The 14,252-nt window shown below is 72.6% G+C and carries 17 protein-coding genes; 11 read left to right on the top strand and 6 right to left on the bottom strand.

Annotation, left to right across the window (positions count from 1 at the left end):
- Positions 1 to 4: 4 nt before the first annotated feature.
- Positions 5 to 1,240, top strand: a complete 1,236-nt coding sequence (ilvA, locus tag J2S63_RS12760; RefSeq protein ID WP_310302760.1) for a threonine ammonia-lyase — start codon at positions 5 to 7, stop codon at positions 1,238 to 1,240.
- 7 nt (positions 1,241 to 1,247) lie between these two features.
- On the opposite strand, the gene greA is transcribed toward ilvA, so the two are convergent.
- Positions 1,248 to 1,760 carry a transcription elongation factor GreA gene (gene greA, locus J2S63_RS12765; protein WP_310302765.1) on the bottom strand — a complete coding sequence of 171 codons (513 nt, stop codon included), beginning with the start codon at positions 1,758 to 1,760 and terminating at the stop codon, positions 1,248 to 1,250.
- 65 nt (positions 1,761 to 1,825) lie between these two features.
- The gene (locus tag J2S63_RS12770) at positions 1,826 to 2,236 is read right to left on the bottom strand and encodes a DUF4307 domain-containing protein (protein ID WP_310302768.1); all 411 of its coding nucleotides are present in this window, start codon (positions 2,234 to 2,236) and stop codon (positions 1,826 to 1,828) included.
- Between the two features lie 43 nt (positions 2,237 to 2,279).
- On the opposite strand from J2S63_RS12770, the gene mca reads away from it, so the two are divergent.
- Entirely contained in the window at positions 2,280 to 3,212 is a 933-nt protein-coding gene (mca, locus tag J2S63_RS12775) for a mycothiol conjugate amidase Mca (protein WP_310302771.1), read from the top strand.
- Entirely contained in the window at positions 3,209 to 3,475 is a 267-nt protein-coding gene (locus J2S63_RS12780; RefSeq protein ID WP_310302774.1) for an ABC-2 family transporter permease, read from the top strand. Before mca ends, J2S63_RS12780 begins: the two co-directional genes overlap by 4 nt.
- Here the strand turns inward: J2S63_RS12780 and J2S63_RS12785 are convergent.
- From J2S63_RS12785 to J2S63_RS12795, 3 genes are read right to left on the bottom strand one after another with little or no spacing between them, the layout of a single operon-like run.
- Positions 3,472 to 4,362 (bottom strand): oxygenase MpaB family protein, encoded by an 891-nt coding sequence (locus J2S63_RS12785; RefSeq protein ID WP_310302777.1) that lies wholly within the window; start codon positions 4,360 to 4,362, stop codon positions 3,472 to 3,474. The genes J2S63_RS12780 and J2S63_RS12785 overlap by 4 nt on opposite strands.
- The gene (locus tag J2S63_RS12790; protein WP_310302781.1) at positions 4,359 to 4,976 is read right to left on the bottom strand and encodes a class I SAM-dependent methyltransferase; all 618 of its coding nucleotides are present in this window, start codon (positions 4,974 to 4,976) and stop codon (positions 4,359 to 4,361) included. The genes J2S63_RS12785 and J2S63_RS12790 overlap by 4 nt, the downstream gene beginning before the upstream one ends.
- Positions 4,977 to 4,995: 19 nt before the next feature.
- Entirely contained in the window at positions 4,996 to 5,379 is a 384-nt protein-coding gene (locus tag J2S63_RS12795) for a thioredoxin family protein (RefSeq protein ID WP_310306693.1), read from the bottom strand.
- Between the two features lie 219 nt (positions 5,380 to 5,598).
- On the opposite strand from J2S63_RS12795, the gene J2S63_RS12800 reads away from it, so the two are divergent.
- The 5 genes from J2S63_RS12800 to J2S63_RS12820 are packed head-to-tail and all read left to right on the top strand — an operon-like array spanning position 5,599 to position 10,114.
- Positions 5,599 to 6,618: a sulfate ABC transporter substrate-binding protein gene (locus J2S63_RS12800; protein WP_310302783.1), complete on the top strand. Its 1,020-nt coding sequence runs from the start codon at positions 5,599 to 5,601 to the stop codon at positions 6,616 to 6,618.
- Positions 6,615 to 7,463 carry a sulfate ABC transporter permease subunit CysT gene (cysT, locus tag J2S63_RS12805; protein WP_310302786.1) on the top strand — a complete coding sequence of 283 codons (849 nt, stop codon included), beginning with the start codon at positions 6,615 to 6,617 and terminating at the stop codon, positions 7,461 to 7,463. Before J2S63_RS12800 ends, cysT begins: the two co-directional genes overlap by 4 nt.
- Positions 7,456 to 8,262, top strand: coding sequence for a sulfate ABC transporter permease subunit (locus J2S63_RS12810; RefSeq protein WP_310302788.1), 807 nt, complete (start codon positions 7,456 to 7,458; stop codon positions 8,260 to 8,262). Before cysT ends, J2S63_RS12810 begins: the two co-directional genes overlap by 8 nt.
- On the top strand, positions 8,259 to 9,290 hold the full coding sequence (locus J2S63_RS12815; protein WP_310302791.1) for a sulfate/molybdate ABC transporter ATP-binding protein: 1,032 nt from the start codon (positions 8,259 to 8,261) through the stop codon (positions 9,288 to 9,290). Before J2S63_RS12810 ends, J2S63_RS12815 begins: the two co-directional genes overlap by 4 nt.
- Positions 9,291 to 9,322: 32 nt before the next feature.
- Positions 9,323 to 10,114: an inositol monophosphatase family protein gene (locus tag J2S63_RS12820; protein WP_310302794.1), complete on the top strand. Its 792-nt coding sequence runs from the start codon at positions 9,323 to 9,325 to the stop codon at positions 10,112 to 10,114.
- Between the two features lie 18 nt (positions 10,115 to 10,132).
- On the opposite strand, the gene trhA is transcribed toward J2S63_RS12820, so the two are convergent.
- Positions 10,133 to 10,876, bottom strand: a complete 744-nt coding sequence (gene trhA, locus J2S63_RS12825; protein ID WP_310302796.1) for a PAQR family membrane homeostasis protein TrhA — start codon at positions 10,874 to 10,876, stop codon at positions 10,133 to 10,135.
- Positions 10,877 to 10,914: 38 nt separating this feature from the next.
- On the opposite strand from trhA, the gene J2S63_RS12830 reads away from it, so the two are divergent.
- The 3 genes from J2S63_RS12830 to J2S63_RS12840 all read left to right on the top strand — a co-directional run bounded on the left by J2S63_RS12830 (position 10,915) and on the right by J2S63_RS12840 (position 14,215).
- Complete coding sequence (locus J2S63_RS12830) at positions 10,915 to 11,703, top strand: isoprenyl transferase (RefSeq protein WP_310302799.1); 789 nt, start codon at positions 10,915 to 10,917, stop codon at positions 11,701 to 11,703.
- A gap of 234 nt (positions 11,704 to 11,937) precedes the next feature.
- Positions 11,938 to 13,245 (top strand): RNA 5'-3' helicase PhoH2, encoded by a 1,308-nt coding sequence (phoH2, locus tag J2S63_RS12835; protein WP_310302802.1) that lies wholly within the window; start codon positions 11,938 to 11,940, stop codon positions 13,243 to 13,245.
- A 265-nt stretch (positions 13,246 to 13,510) separates the two neighbouring features.
- Positions 13,511 to 14,215, top strand: coding sequence for an aggregation-promoting factor C-terminal-like domain-containing protein (locus J2S63_RS12840; protein WP_310302805.1), 705 nt, complete (start codon positions 13,511 to 13,513; stop codon positions 14,213 to 14,215).
- Positions 14,216 to 14,252 lie beyond the last annotated feature (37 nt).

A 14,252-nucleotide genomic window follows, 5' to 3' on the forward strand; every position in this document is an offset into this window, starting at 1 on the left:
GGACGTGACGACTCCCGATGCTCCCGTCCCCACCGCCGAGGAGATCACCGAGGCCCGCCGGCTGCTCCAGGACGTCGCCGTGCGCACGCCGCTGGAGGAGTCACGCTGGCTCTCCAAGATCGCCGGCGGCCCGGTGTACTTCAAGGCCGAGAACCTCCAGCGCGCCGGCTCCTTCAAGATCCGCGGCGCCTACGTCCGCATGGCGCGGCTGAGCAGCGAGGAGAAGGCCCGTGGGGTCGTCGCCGCCAGCGCCGGCAACCACGCGCAGGGCGTCGCGCTCGCGGCGCAGATGCTGGGCATCCGGTCCATCGTCTACATGCCGCACGGGGCCCCGATCCCCAAGATCAAGGCCACCCGCGGCTACGGCGCCGAGGTGCGCTTCCACGGCAACACCGTCGACGTCGCGCTGCAGGAGGCCAGGAAGTACGCCGACGCCACAGGCGCCGTGCTCGTGCACCCCTTCGACCACGAGGACATCGTGCTCGGCCAGGCCACCTGCGGCGCCGAGATCCTCGAGCAGTGCCCCGAGGTGAAGACCCTCGTCGTGCCGACCGGCGGGGGCGGGCTGCTGGCCGGCATCGCGGCGGCGGTGAAACCCACGCGTCCCGACGTCCACCTGGTCGGGGTGCAGGCGGAGGGGGCGGCGGCCTACCCGCCGTCGCTGCGCGAGGGCGCGCCGACCCCGCTGGAGTCGATGAGCACGATGGCCGACGGCATCGCGATCGGGCGGCCCGGCGACGTGCCGTTCTCGACCGTCCTGCGGATGGTCGACGAGGTCACGACGGTCAGCGAGGACCGACTGTCGTGGGCCCTGCTCATGCTGGTCGAGCGCGCCAAGCTGGTCGTCGAGCCGGCCGGTGCGGCCGGGGTCGCGGCCGTCCTTGACCGCGCCGAGGGCGTCGGCGGTGCGAGGTTCGAGACGCCCGCGGTCGTGGTGCTCTCCGGCGGCAACATCGACCCGCTGCTGCTGATGAACGTGATCCGGCACGGGCTGGCGGCCTCGGGCCGCTACCTCGCGTGCACGGTCGTCATCCCCGACCGCCCGGGCGGCCTCGCGGGGCTGCTGGCCGTGATCGCCGAGACCGGGGCCAACGTGATCGACCTGCGGCACGAGCGCACGTCGGCGTACCTCCACATCGGCGAGGTCGACGTCGCGGTGCAGCTGGAGGCCAAGGGCGCCGAGCACGCGGCCGAGGTGCTGGCGCACCTGCGGGCCGCGGGCTACGGCGTCCGGGAGTGAGTCGCGCTCAGCCCTCGTAGGGCTTGGCGGCGGTGATCTTGATCGCGATCTTCTTGCCGGTCGGGCCCTCGAAGGCGACGTCGTCGCCGACCTGGTGGCCGGAGATCGCAGCACCCATCGGGGACTGCGGGGAGTAGACGGTCAGCCCCTCCACGTGGTCGGACATCTCGCGGGAGCCGAGGAGGAAGCGCTCCTCGTCGCCGGGGCCGAACTCGACGGTGACGACCATGCCGGGCTCGACCACGCCGTCGTCGGCCGGTCGCGCGCCGACCTCGGCCTTGCGCAGCTGGTCCTCCAGCTGCTTGATGCGGGCCTCGAGCTTGCCCTGCTCCTCGCGCGCGGCGTGGTAGCCGCCGTTCTCCTTGAGGTCACCCTCGTCGCGGGCGGCAGCGATCTTGTTGACGATGTCCTCGCGGACGGGACCCTTGAGGTTCTCCAGCTCCGCGGTGAGCTTGTCGTAGGACTCCTGGGTCATCCACACGGTGTCGGTGCGGCCGGTGTTCTCGCTCTGCTGGGTCACCAGCGTCTCCTTCTCAGAACGTCCGTGGCCGGACGTGGTGCTCGTGGGCAGGCAAGTGTTCGAGTCTAGCGGGGGCGGTGCTGGTCGGGCGAGGTGCACCCGTCGGCGACCACGCTCACCGCACGGCGCTCGGTGGGGATCCGCACCTCGAGGACCTGCGTCGCCCTGCCGCTGTCCACGACCTGCTGGGCCCGGCCGACGGTCGAGTGGTCCTGGGCGACCGCGTGCAGCCGGCACGTGGCACGCACGTCGGTGTCGCCGCGCGCGACGACCAGCTCGGCGACCACCTCGTGCTCGGACCGGATGTCGTAGGTGCGCAGCGTCGAGCGCACGTCGGGGTCGGCCTGCGACACGAAGGACCAGATCGTCACCGCGACCAGTGCGATGCCGGCGACGGCGGCGACGGCGAGCACGAGGTTGGTGCGGTTGCGCGACCCCGACCCGTAGCGGTCGGCCAGGGCCGTGGGGTCGGTCATGCGGTCCATCCTAGGAGCCGCCCGGTGCACACCCCTCCCTAGGATGGAGGCCATGCTGCGCCTGATGCACGTGCACGCCCACCCCGACGACGAGTCCAGCAAGGGCGCGGCGTCGACGGCGAGGTACGTCGCCGAGGGGGTCGACGTCCACGTCGCCACCTGCACGGGCGGGGAGCGTGGCTCGATCCTCAACCCCAACATGGACCGGCCCGACGTGCTGGCCAACATCGCCGAGATCCGCCGGCAGGAGATGGACGCCGCCCGCGAGATCCTCGGGATCAAGCAGGACTGGCTGGGCTGGGTCGACTCCGGCTTCCCCGAGGGCGACCCCAAGCCGCCGCTGCCCGAGGGCTGCTTCGCGCTGATGGACGTGGAGGAGGCGGCCGAGCCCCTGGTCCGCCTGGTGCGCGAGTTCAAGCCGCACGTGATGACGACGTACGACGAGAACGGCGGCTACCCGCACCCCGACCACATCATGTGCCACAAGGTGGCCGTGCACGCCTTCGAGGCGGCCGGCGACCCCGACCGCTACCCCGACTCGGGGGAGCCGTGGCAGCCGCTCAAGCTCTACTACCACCACTCGTTCCACTACGCCCGCTTCAAGGCGCTCAACGACGAGATGCTGCGCCGGGGCCTCGAGTCGCCGTACGAGGAGCGGCTGCGCGACTGGAAGCCCGACCCGGTCCACGCCGCCCGCGTGACCACCCGGGTGGAGTGCGCGGACTGGTTCGCGGTGCGCGACCGCGCCCTCATCGCGCACGCGACCCAGATCGATCCCGAGGGTTTCTGGTTCGCCGTGCCCCTGGAGGTCCACCAGCAGGTGTGGCCCACCGAGGACTACGAGCTGGCCCGCAGCCTGGTCGAGACCGACCTGCCCGAGGACGACCTGTTCGCCGGGGTCCGCGAGCTGGCCGACGGGGCCGGTGACCCAGACCACCTGGAGGACGCCGCGCGGCCTGGGACAATGGGCGCATGAGCACCGTGTGGCTGGTCGAGTCCCTGCTGAGCGTCGCGACGGCCCTGGTGGGCCTGGTGGGGCAGGCGGCCGACCCGGTGCCCGACCCGCAGGACGTCAAGCCGGGCTGGATCGCGCTGATCACGGTGGCCTCCCTGTGCGCGGCGAGCCTGCTGCTGTGGTTCTCGATGCGCAAGCAGCTGCGCAAGATCCAGGTCCCCCGCGAGGACGAGGGGACGACCGATCAGGTCACGACCCCCGACGACCAGGCCGACGCCCGCTAGCTCCTCTGGGAATTCGCCCGGGCCGCCTCGAGCAGGTCGGGGGGCGGGGCCATGGCCCAGCGGATCGTGCGGGTGAGGCCCGCACCGACCGCCGGCACGACCCGGCGCTCGAGCAGGGGGTGGCGCGGCAGGCCGAGCTCGTCGCTGGCCCAGCGGGGCAGCAGCTCGGTCGCGGCGGCCACGATCAGGCGGTAGCCCGGCATCGCCGCACGCGGCAGGTCGGGGTGCCGCACGAGCCACCTGATCGCCCCGCGCGCCTCGGCCGTCGCGTGCAGCTCGGGGCGGAAGTCGTCGAGCGTCGCGCGCAGCTCGGCCTCGGTGTGCGGGACCCGGTCGGCGCCGAGCTTCTCGGCCACCAGGGCCGCCTGGTCGACGTAGGCGTCGCGCCCGGCCTGGTCGAGCGGGCGGGCGCCGTAGCGCTGGTGGGCCAGCAGGAAGCTGTCGATCTCCGCCACGTGGACCCAGCGCAGCAGGTGGGGGTCGTCGGCGGAGTAGGGCGTGCCGTCCGGCATGGTGCCGCGGACGTGACCGTGGATGCGCCGCACGAGCGCGACGGCCTCCTCGGCGTCGTCGGCGGTCGCGAACGTCGTGGTCGCGAGGAAGGCGCTCGTGCGGGCCAGGCGGCCCCACAGGTCACCGCGGTAGCCGGAGTTCTCCGCCACCGCCTGCATCGCGAGCGGGTGCAGCGACTGCAGCATGACCGCGCGCATGCCACCGATGAACATCGAGGCGTCACCGTGCACGCGCTGGATCGCGCTGTCGTGGGGGAACCAGCGCGGGCCCGGGGTGCTGTGGATGCGCTCCCTGCGGCGAGGTCCCTCGTCGCCGGCGACCCGGTGGAACAGCGCCTCGCCGAGCCGGCGGCGCACCACGGCGACCGGGCTCATCGGGCGGGTCGCACCAGGTGCACCAGGGCGTCCCAGGCGGTGCGGTCGACGGTGCCGCCGTGGGCGTCCTCGGACGACACGACCCGCGCGACCCGCTCGGCCGCCACGACCTCGGGCTCGGCGAGGCCGGCCAGGTCACCGAGCACGTCGGTCGCGGTGTAGAGCACCGCAGGGTCCTGGGGGCCGCCCGTCCCCTCGGTCAGGTTGGTCGAGTCGTGCGCCACGAGGAAGAACGTGCCACCGGGCGCGAGCGACTCCCACGCCCGGCGTACGGCGGTGCGCCGCGAGGCAGCGGGCAGCTGGAGGTAGGCGAGCACCACGAGGTCGGTCTCGGGCAGCGGGGCCTGCGTCGCATCACCGACGACCCACTCGACCTCGACGCGGTGCTCCTCGGCGGCCTCGCGCCCGCGGTCGAGGGCGACGGCGGAGAAGTCCATCGCGGTCATCCGCCAGCCGAGCCCGGCCAGCCAGATCGCGTTGCGCCCCTCCCCGCACGCGAGGTCGAGACCGCGGGCGGGGGTGAGGTCGCCGAGCCGCTCGGCGAGGAGGGCGTTGGGGGTGACCGACCACTGACGGGCGGCGGCGTAGCGCTCGTCCCAGGCCTGCGCGTCCATCGGGGGGCTGCTCAGCCGGTCAGGCCTGGCCCTGCGGGCCGGCCTGCTCCTGCGCGGCGATCTGGGCCCGGACGTCGTCCATGTCGAGGTCCTTGACCGCGGTGATCACCTGCTCGAGCGCCGCCGCCGGGAGGGCACCGGGCTGGGAGAAGACCAGGATCTTGTCGCGGAAGGCCATGAGCGTGGGGATCGAGGTGATGTTGGCCATCCCCGCCAGGTCGCGCTCGGCCTCGGTGTCGACCTTGCCGAAGACGACGTCGGGGTGGGACTCGGAGGCCTGCTCGTAGGTCGGGGCGAACTGACGGCACGGTCCGCACCAGGCCGCCCAGAAGTCGACCAGCACGATGTCGTTGTCGACGACGGTGCTCTCGAAGGTGTCCTTGGTCAGCTCGACGGTCGCCATGAATCTCATTCCCTGGATGGTCTCGAGGTCGCCCCGTGGGGCGCTTCCGTCCAGTCAAGCACGCAGGCGGAGGCCGGTATTCCGGCTCGTGCCCCGCCTCGGCGCCGGCCTCGACACGCGGTGTGACACGGGTTACCTTCATCTTTCCAATAAAGACTAGTAATCTACTCGTGTTACTCGGGACGTCCCCGGGTCGGACACGTCTGGAAGGACTACGCAATGGTGCGCACGACGACGGCGGCCGCGCTCGGCGCCGCCGCTCTCCTGGCCCTGACGGGCTGCGGGGCGAGCTCGGAGGCGAGCTCAGGAGGCGAGCAGCAGGAGATCGACCTCGTCGGCTTCTCCATCCTCGAGGCGGCCAACCAGCCGCTCATCGAGGCCTTCGAGAAGACCCCCGGCGGCAAGGGCGTGACCTTCAAGACCTCCTACGGCGCCTCGGGCGACCAGAGCCGTGCGGTCGAGAGCGGTCTCGGCGCCGACGTCGTGCACTTCTCCCTCGAGGGCGACGTGACGCGGCTGGTGGACGCCGGGCTCGTGGCCAAGGACTGGAACACCGGCCCGACCAAGGGCATCCTCACCCAGTCGGTGGTCTCGATCGTGGTCCGCAAGGGAAATCCCAAGCACATCGAGGGCTGGGACGACCTGGTGAAGCCGGGCGTCGAGGTGGTGACCCCCAACCCGGGCTCGTCGGGCTCGGCGCGCTGGAACATCCTGGCGGCGTACGGCCACACCCTGGCCACCGGCGGCAGCGAGGCCGACGCCAAGGCCTACCTGAAGAAGTTCCTCGAGCACACCGTCGCGCTGCCGAGCAGCGGTCGTGAGGCCACCACCGCCTTCTCCGGCGGCACCGGCGACGCCCTCATCTCCTACGAGAACGAGGCGATCCTGGCCCGCCAGAAGGGCGAGGACTTCGACTACGTCGTCCCGGACCAGACGCTGCTGATCGAGAACCCGGGCGCCGTCACCGAGGACGCCCCGCCCGCCGCGCGGAAGTGGCTGGACTTCCAGCTCAGCAAGGAGGGCCAGAAGGACTACGCCGCCTTCGGCTTCCGTCCGCTGGTCGACGTCGGCGACGTGCGGGTCGAGGGGGCCAACGACCCCTCGGACCCCTTCCCGCAGCCCAAGACGCTCATGACCATCGAGAAGGACTTCGGCGGCTGGAGCAACGCGGCCGACAAGTTCTTCGACGAGGAGTCCGGTCTCGTCCCGCAGCTCCAGCAGGAGACCGGCACGTCATGACCGCCACCGCAGTGATCACCTCGGCGGGACCGGCGCTGCGGCGCCGGTCCCGCCGGGCGGGGTCCCTCACCTCGATCTCGGGCCTCGGCCTCGGCGTCGCCCTGCTGTGGTTCAGCCTGCTGGTGATGGTCCCGCTGGTCGCGATCGTCGCGACCTCTGCCGGGGCCGGCCCGGGCGACCTCGCCCGGACCCTGACCAACGCCCAGACGCTCAGCGCCGTGCGCCTGACCGTCGTCCAGTCCGCGGCGGTGACCCTGGTCAACGTCGTCATGGGCGTCGCGATCGCCTGGGTGCTGGTGCGGGACCGGTTCTGGGGCCGCAGCCTGGTCAACGTCGTCATCGACGTCCCGTTCGCGCTGCCGACCGTCGTCGCCGGCCTGGTGCTCCTCGCGCTCTACGGGCCGCGCAGCCCGGTGGGCATCGACGTGGCGAGCACCCGCTGGGCGGTGTTCATGGCGCTGGCGTTCGTGACGCTGCCGTTCGTCGTGCGGACCGTGCAGCCCGTGCTGGAGGAGCTCGACCCCGACGTCGAGGAGGCCGCGCTCTCGCTGGGCGCGAGCCGCTTCACGACGTTCCGGCGGATCATCCTGCCGGCCATCGCGCCGGCCGCGGCCGCCGGCGCCGCGCTCTCCTTCGCCCGCGCGATGGGGGAGTACGGGTCTCTGGTGCTGCTCAGCGGCAACCTGCCCAACCGCACCGAGGTCGCCTCGGTGCGGATCCTGACCTACATCGAGAACGGCAACCCCCAGGGCGCGGCCGCCATCGCCACGCTCCTGCTGGTCATCGCGCTCGTCGTGATCGTGCTGCTCGACGTCATCCAGAGAAGGGTCGCTCGCCGTGGCTGAGGCACCTGTCGTGAAGTGGGCGCTGCGCGTGGTCGTGGTGTCCTACCTGTTCCTCCTCGTCGCGTGGCCCGTCGGCCTGCTGACCACCCGCACCTTCGAGAACGGCTTCGACTCGATCAGCACCGCGCTGGCCGACCCGAGCGTCCAGCACGCGCTGAGGATGACCGCGGTCGTGGCGCTCTCGGCGGTCGCGATCAACCTCGTCTTCGGCGTCACCATCGCGCTGCTGCTCGTGCGCTACGAGTTCCCCGGCAAGCGCGCCCTGTCGGCGATGGTCGACGTCCCGCTGTCGGTGTCGCCGGTCGTGGTCGGGCTGGCGCTGCTGCTGGTCTACAACGGTCGCGACGGGTGGCTCGGCCGGCCCCTGATGGACCACGGCGTCCAGATGGTCTTCGCCACCCCGGCGATGATCATGGCCACGACCTTCGTCGCGCTGCCGCTGGTGATCCGCGAGGTCGTGCCCGTGCTGCAGGAGATCGGCGAGGAGCAGGAGCAGGCCGCCCGCAGCCTCGGGGCCAGCGGCCCCCAGACGTTCTGGCGGATCACCCTGCCCAGCATCAAGTGGGCGGTGGTGTACGGCGTGGTGCTGAGCCTGGCGCGCTCCCTTGGGGAGTTCGGCGCGGTCAAGGTCGTCTCCGGCGGCATCGTCGACCAGACCGAGACCACCACGCTCGTCGTCGAGCGGAAGTACCAGAACTTCGAGCAGTCCACCGCCTACGCCAGCGCCTTCATGCTGGCCTTCGCCGCCGTCGTCTGCATCGTCATCGTCTCGATCCTGCGACCCGAGGAAGAATCATGAGCATCGAAGTGAACGGCATCGCCAAGCGGTTCGGCGACTTCGTCGCCCTGGACGACGTGTCGGTCGCCATCCCGACCGGCCGGCTGACCGCCCTGCTCGGCCCCAGCGGCGGTGGCAAGTCCACCCTGCTGCGGATCATCGCCGGGCTGGAGTCGGCCGACGAGGGCACCGTGTCGATCGAGGGCCGGGAGGCCACCCACCTCCCGCCGCAGAAGCGCAACGTGGGCTTCGTGTTCCAGCACTACGCGGCGTTCAAGCACATGACGGTGGCGAAGAACATCGCCTTCGGCCTCGAGATCAGGACACACGGGGGGCTCCGCCCCCCGTGGGCCTCCCAGAAGCGTGCCGAACGTGAGCGGATCGACCAGCGGGTCGCGGAGCTCCTCGAGCTGGTGCACCTCTCGCAGTTCGGCCACCGCCTGCCCTCCCAGCTCTCCGGCGGGCAGCGCCAGCGCATGGCGCTGGCCCGCGCGCTCGCGGTCGAGCCCAACGTGCTGCTGCTCGACGAGCCGTTCGGTGCCCTCGACGCCAAGGTCCGCAAGGAGCTGCGTGACTGGCTGCGCCGGCTCCACGACGAGATGCACGTGACCACGGTCTTCGTCACGCACGACCAGGAGGAGGCGCTCGAGGTCGCCGACGAGATCGTGATCATCAACGACGGCCGCGTCGAGCAGATCGGCAGCCCGGACGACCTCTACGACGCGCCGGCCAACGACTTCGTGATGAGCTTCCTGGGCCCGGTCACCGAGCTCGAGGGGAGCCTGGTGCGCCCGCACGACGTCGAGGTGGTCCCCGTCTCCGACGGGGGTCCGCGGGGTGCGCTCCAGGGCACGGTCGAGCGGGTCACGCGCATCGGCTTCGAGGTGCGCCTCGACGTCCGCCCCGACGCCGCGGCGCCCGTGGTGCAGGCGACGATGACCCGCACCCAGGCCCGGGCGCTGGGGCTCGACGAGGGCGAGCGCGTGTGGTTGCGCGCCCGCGTCGACCGCCGGCCCGTCGCGAGCGGGGGACTGCTGGCGGTGCGGTGACCCGCCGTCGGGGTGCTCGCTAGGTTGGGTCGGTGGCTGCCCCGGACGCGATGGACACCGACGCCGTGCTGGCCCTGCTCCAGGAGGTCGCCGCGGAGGTGGTCGACCCCCGCTTCCGCAACCTCGACCGCGACCAGGTCTCGAGCAAGGGCCGGCCCGGCGACCTGGTGACCGTCGTCGACCGCGAGGCGGAGGAGCGGCTGACCGCCGTCCTGCGTGCTGCCTACCCCGACGCGCTCGTGCTGGGCGAGGAGGCCGTGCACGCCGACCCCGGCCTGCGCGACCGCTTCGAGCACGCCGAGCACGCCTTCACCGTGGACCCGGTCGACGGCACCCGCCAGTTCGTCAAGGGCTCGCCGCACCACGCGATGATGCTCGCCGAGCTCCGCCGCGCGGAGGTGGTCCGCAGCTGGATCTGGCAGCCCCAGCACCGCACCGCCTACGTCGCCGAGCAGGGCGCCGGGGCGTGGCGGGACGGGGTGCGGCTGCAGCGGGCGCCGGTCGAGGCGACCCCCTCGCTCGAGGGCCGGTCCTGGCCCCGGCGGGCGATCGGGGTCGCGCGCCGGCTGCGGTTCACCTCGGTGTGCTGCGGCATCGACTACGGGCGGCTCGCCTCCGGCGAGGCCGACCACGCCGTCTACGTCCGGACCCAGCCGTGGGACCACGCACCGGGCAGCCTGCTGCTGCGCGAGGCCGGGGGGTGGATGGGCACCGCATCGGGGGAGGCCTACCGACCTCAGGCCCCGCGGCCGCGTCGCCTGGTCGCCGCCGGCGACCGCGCGACGTACGACCTGGTGAGGGGTCTGCTGCCCGGGCGCCGATGAGCCCCCGGGCGCCGACGGTCAGCGCAGGGAGTACGTCGCCAGCGAGATGCCGACGTAGTGGGTGATGAACGCCAGGATCGTGAAGGTGTGGAACACCTCGTGGAAGCCGAACCACGCCGGCCAGGGGTCGGGGCGCTGGAGGCCGTAGACCACGCCGCCGATGGTGTAGAGGAGCCCGCCCGCCGCGATGAGGACGAAGACCGGCACGTTGCCGGCCGCGACGAAGTCGCCGGCGTAGAAGACCGCGGCCCACCCCAGCGCGATGTAGATCGGCACGAACACCCACCGCGGGGCGCCGGCCCACAGCACCCGGGCGAGCACCCCCGCAGCGGCTCCGCCCCAGGCGACGCTGAGCAGCACCACCCGGTCGGTCCCGTCGAGCATGAGGAGGGTGAAGGGCGTGTAGCTGCCGGCGATGAGCAGGAAGATGTTGGCGTGGTCGAGACGCTGCAGCACCCGCCAGGTGCGGGGGCTCCAGGTGCCGCGGTGGTAGACCGCCGAGACCGTGAACAGCAGCCCGGCCGAGAGGGCGAAGACCGCAGACCCGATGCGGGTCATCGCGGTCGGCGAGAGCGCCACCAGCACGATGCCCGCAGCGACGGTCAGCGGGGAGGTCACCGCGTGCAGCCAGCCCCGCAGCCGTGGCTTGATGTCCTCCTTGAGCTCGTGGAGGGCTGACTGCACCGACTCGCCCACCTGGTTGACCTGGGGGGGCAGGTGGGAGGCGACCCGTTCGCCGCCGCCACGCTCGTTGCTGGTCATGGGTCCCAAAATACCGCGGCCGAGTACCCTCGTGACTCGTGGGAGCCGGTCGGGACGCAGTCAAGCGCGTGCTCTACCCGGCGTACGAGGCGCGGCTCGTGCGCCGCCTGCGCGACGCCCAGGAACGGGGTCAGCTCCCCGCCCACGTCGGCGTCATGCTCGACGGCAACCGACGCTGGGCCAAGGCGGTCGGCGCCGACAGCGCCGCCGGCCACCGCGCCGGCGCGGCCAACATCGAGCCGTTCCTCGGCTGGTGCGAGGACCTCGGCATCGAGGTCGTCACCCTGTGGCTGCTCTCCACCGACAACCTCAACCGGCCCGAGGCCGAGCTCGTGCCCCTGCTCGGCATCATCGAGGACGTCGTCCAGGAGCTGCGCGACGCCGGACGCTGGCGGATCAACCCGGTCGGCGCGCTCGACCTCCTGCCCGACTCCACCTCGCGCTGCCTCAAGGACGCCGCCGACGCGACCCGCGACGTCGACGGCCTGCTGGTCAACGTCGCGGTGGGGTACGGCGGCCGCCGCGAGATCGCCGACGCCGTGCGGTCCCTGCTCCAGCACCACGCCAGCGAGGGCACCACGATCGAGGAGCTGGCCAGCATCCTCGACGTGGAGCACATCGCCGAGCACCTCTACACCAAGGGCCAGCCCGACCCCGACCTGGTGATCCGCACCTCGGGGGAGCAGCGGCTGGGCGGCTTCCTGCTGTGGCAGAGCACGCACAGCGAGTTCTACTTCTGCGAGGCCTACTGGCCCGACTTCCGCCGCGTCGACTTCCTGCGCGCGCTGCGCGCCTACTCCGAGCGCCATCGCCGCTTCGGCGTCTGACCGTTCGCCGCACGTTCACCCGCCGAGCGTGCGTGTCGGCGCGGTCCGGCCCCCTGGTCGCCGTACCGTCGGAACAGCCTCGGGTGGGGAAGCCCGGGGCGCGGGAGGCCCAACCTCGTGACAGCTCACGAACAAGCGAGAGGGTCCGCACTCGGACCCTCGGGCCCGGTCCCGGTCGGCCACGACTGAGGGACCGGGGCGCTGAGTGCGCGTGCCGGTCCCGCGAGGAGCGAGATGTTCTCGACCAACCGCACCACGCGCACGTACGTCCTCGACACGAGCGTCCTGCTCGCCGATCCCTCCGCGCTGACGCGCTTCGAGGAGCACGCCGTCGTGCTGCCCGTCGTGGTGATCACCGAGCTGGAGGCCAAGCGCGACCACCCCGAGCTGGGGTACTTCGCGCGAGCGGCGCTGCGGCACCTCGACGAGCTGCGCGTCGAGCACGGACGGCTCGACCGCCCGGTCCCGGTGGGGGAGGTCGGCGGCACCCTGCGCGTCGAGCTCAACCACACCGACGCCTCGTCGCTGCCCTCCGGCTTCCGCCTCGGCGACAACGACACCCGCATCCTCGCGGTGGCGCGCAACCTCGCCGACGAGGGCCACACCGTGACCCTGGTCAGCAAGGACCTGCCGCTGCGGATCAAGGCCTCCGCGGTGGGGCTGGACGCCCAGGAGTACCGCGCGGAGCTCGCCCCGGAGTCCGGCTGGACCGGCATGGTCGAGCTCGACGTCGAGGCCGCCGACCTCGACGAGCTGTACGACGGCGGCCGGGTCGAGCTGGAGGAGGCGCGCGAGCTGCCCTGCCACACCGGGCTGGTGCTGCTCTCCGAGCGCGGCAGCGCGCTGGGCCGCGTCCGCGCCGACAAGAGCGTGGCGCTGGTCCGCGGGGACCGCGAGGCGTTCGGGGTGCACGGCCGGTCCGCCGAGCAGCGGGTCGCGCTCGACCTCCTGCTCGACCCCGAGGTCGGCATCGTCTCCCTCGGGGGCCGGGCCGGCACCGGCAAGTCGGCGCTGGCGCTGTGCGCCGGGCTCGAGGCGGTGATGGAGCGCCGCCAGCACCGCAAGGTGGTCGTGTTCCGGCCGCTCTACGCCGTCGGCGGCCAGGAGCTCGGCTACCTGCCGGGCAGCGAGGCCGAGAAGATGGGTCCCTGGGCCCAGGCGGTCTTCGACACCCTCGGCGCGATCACCGGCACCGACGTGATCGAGGAGGTGCTCGACCGCGGGATGCTCGAGGTGCTCCCGCTGACCCACATCCGCGGCCGCTCCCTGCACGACGCGTTCGTCATCGTCGACGAGGCGCAGTCGCTGGAGCGCAACGTGCTGCTCACCGTCCTCTCGCGCATCGGGGCCAACTCCAAGGTGGTGCTCACCCACGACGTGGCGCAGCGCGACAACCTGCGGGTCGGCCGGCACGACGGCGTCGTCGCGGTGGTCGAGCGGCTCAAGGGGCACCCGCTGTTCGCCCACGTCACGCTGACCCGCTCGGAGCGCTCGCCGATCGCGGCGCTGGTCACCGACCTGCTGGAGAGCGTGACCGTCTGAGCGGGCCCACCGGTCTAGACCGGGACGGGGTGGGATCGTGAGCGTTCTCACCCCGTCTCAGCGGGTTAGCCAGCCGCTAGCAGGCGGGCACGCGCGGCGTGGTCCTTCGCACACCGCCTCGGCGTGACATCGCGGGTCCCGATGGGTGAGGGTGGAAGACGTCCGGCCCACTCGGGAGCCGGCTGGCGGATCCCCGGATCCCCGGGCTCGAGCAGCCCACGCGGACCGCCTGTCCTGCCGTCGACGTACAGCGAGCTGAAAGTCTGTGACTTCCAACCCTGCCCATACCGACACCACGACCACCACCACCCCGCACGACCAGCACGAGCATGACCAGCACGGCTCCGGCCACTCGCGCCGGCGTACCTTCCGCAAGGCGCTGACCGGGGTCACCCTGACCGCCCTCGCCCTGGGCGCCGTCGGTGGCGCAGCCGTCGCCGTCGACCGCCGGGCCGAGCGGCCCGACGCGGCCGCTGCCGCGCTCGCCGCGGCCGAGGCGCGCCAGAGCACCGGCATCGCCGACCTGGGTGAGCGTGGCTCGACCACCTCGCGCTCGCTGCGCGGCCCGGTCGACCCGGCCAAGGCCGCCCTCGTGCGCGCCGCCACCCGGTCGGGCGGCCAGGTCACCCGCACCGCGAAGGTCGACCCGGTCGAGGCCGCGGCGGCCACCGGCGACCCCAAGGCGATCGCCCAGGCCATGCTCGGCCGGTTCGGCTTCGGCTCCGACCAGTTCTCCTGCCTGGAGTCGCTGTGGGACAAGGAGTCCGGCTGGGACCCGCACGCCAGCAACCCCTCCTCGGGCGCCTACGGCATCCCGCAGTCGCTGCCCGGCTCCAAGATGGCCAGCGCCGGCGCGGACTGGCAGACCAACCCCGCCACGCAGATCGAGTGGGGCCTGGGCTACATCCGCGACAGCTACGGCTCGCCGTGCTCCGCGTGGGGCCACAGCGAGGCCAACGGCTGGTACTGACCCACCACGCCCCGACCGAGGCCCCCGGACCGCCGTC

Origin of the sequence: Nocardioides marmoribigeumensis (assembly GCF_031458325.1) — a bacterium.
GTDB lineage: Bacteria > Actinomycetota > Actinomycetes > Propionibacteriales > Nocardioidaceae > Marmoricola_A > Marmoricola_A marmoribigeumensis.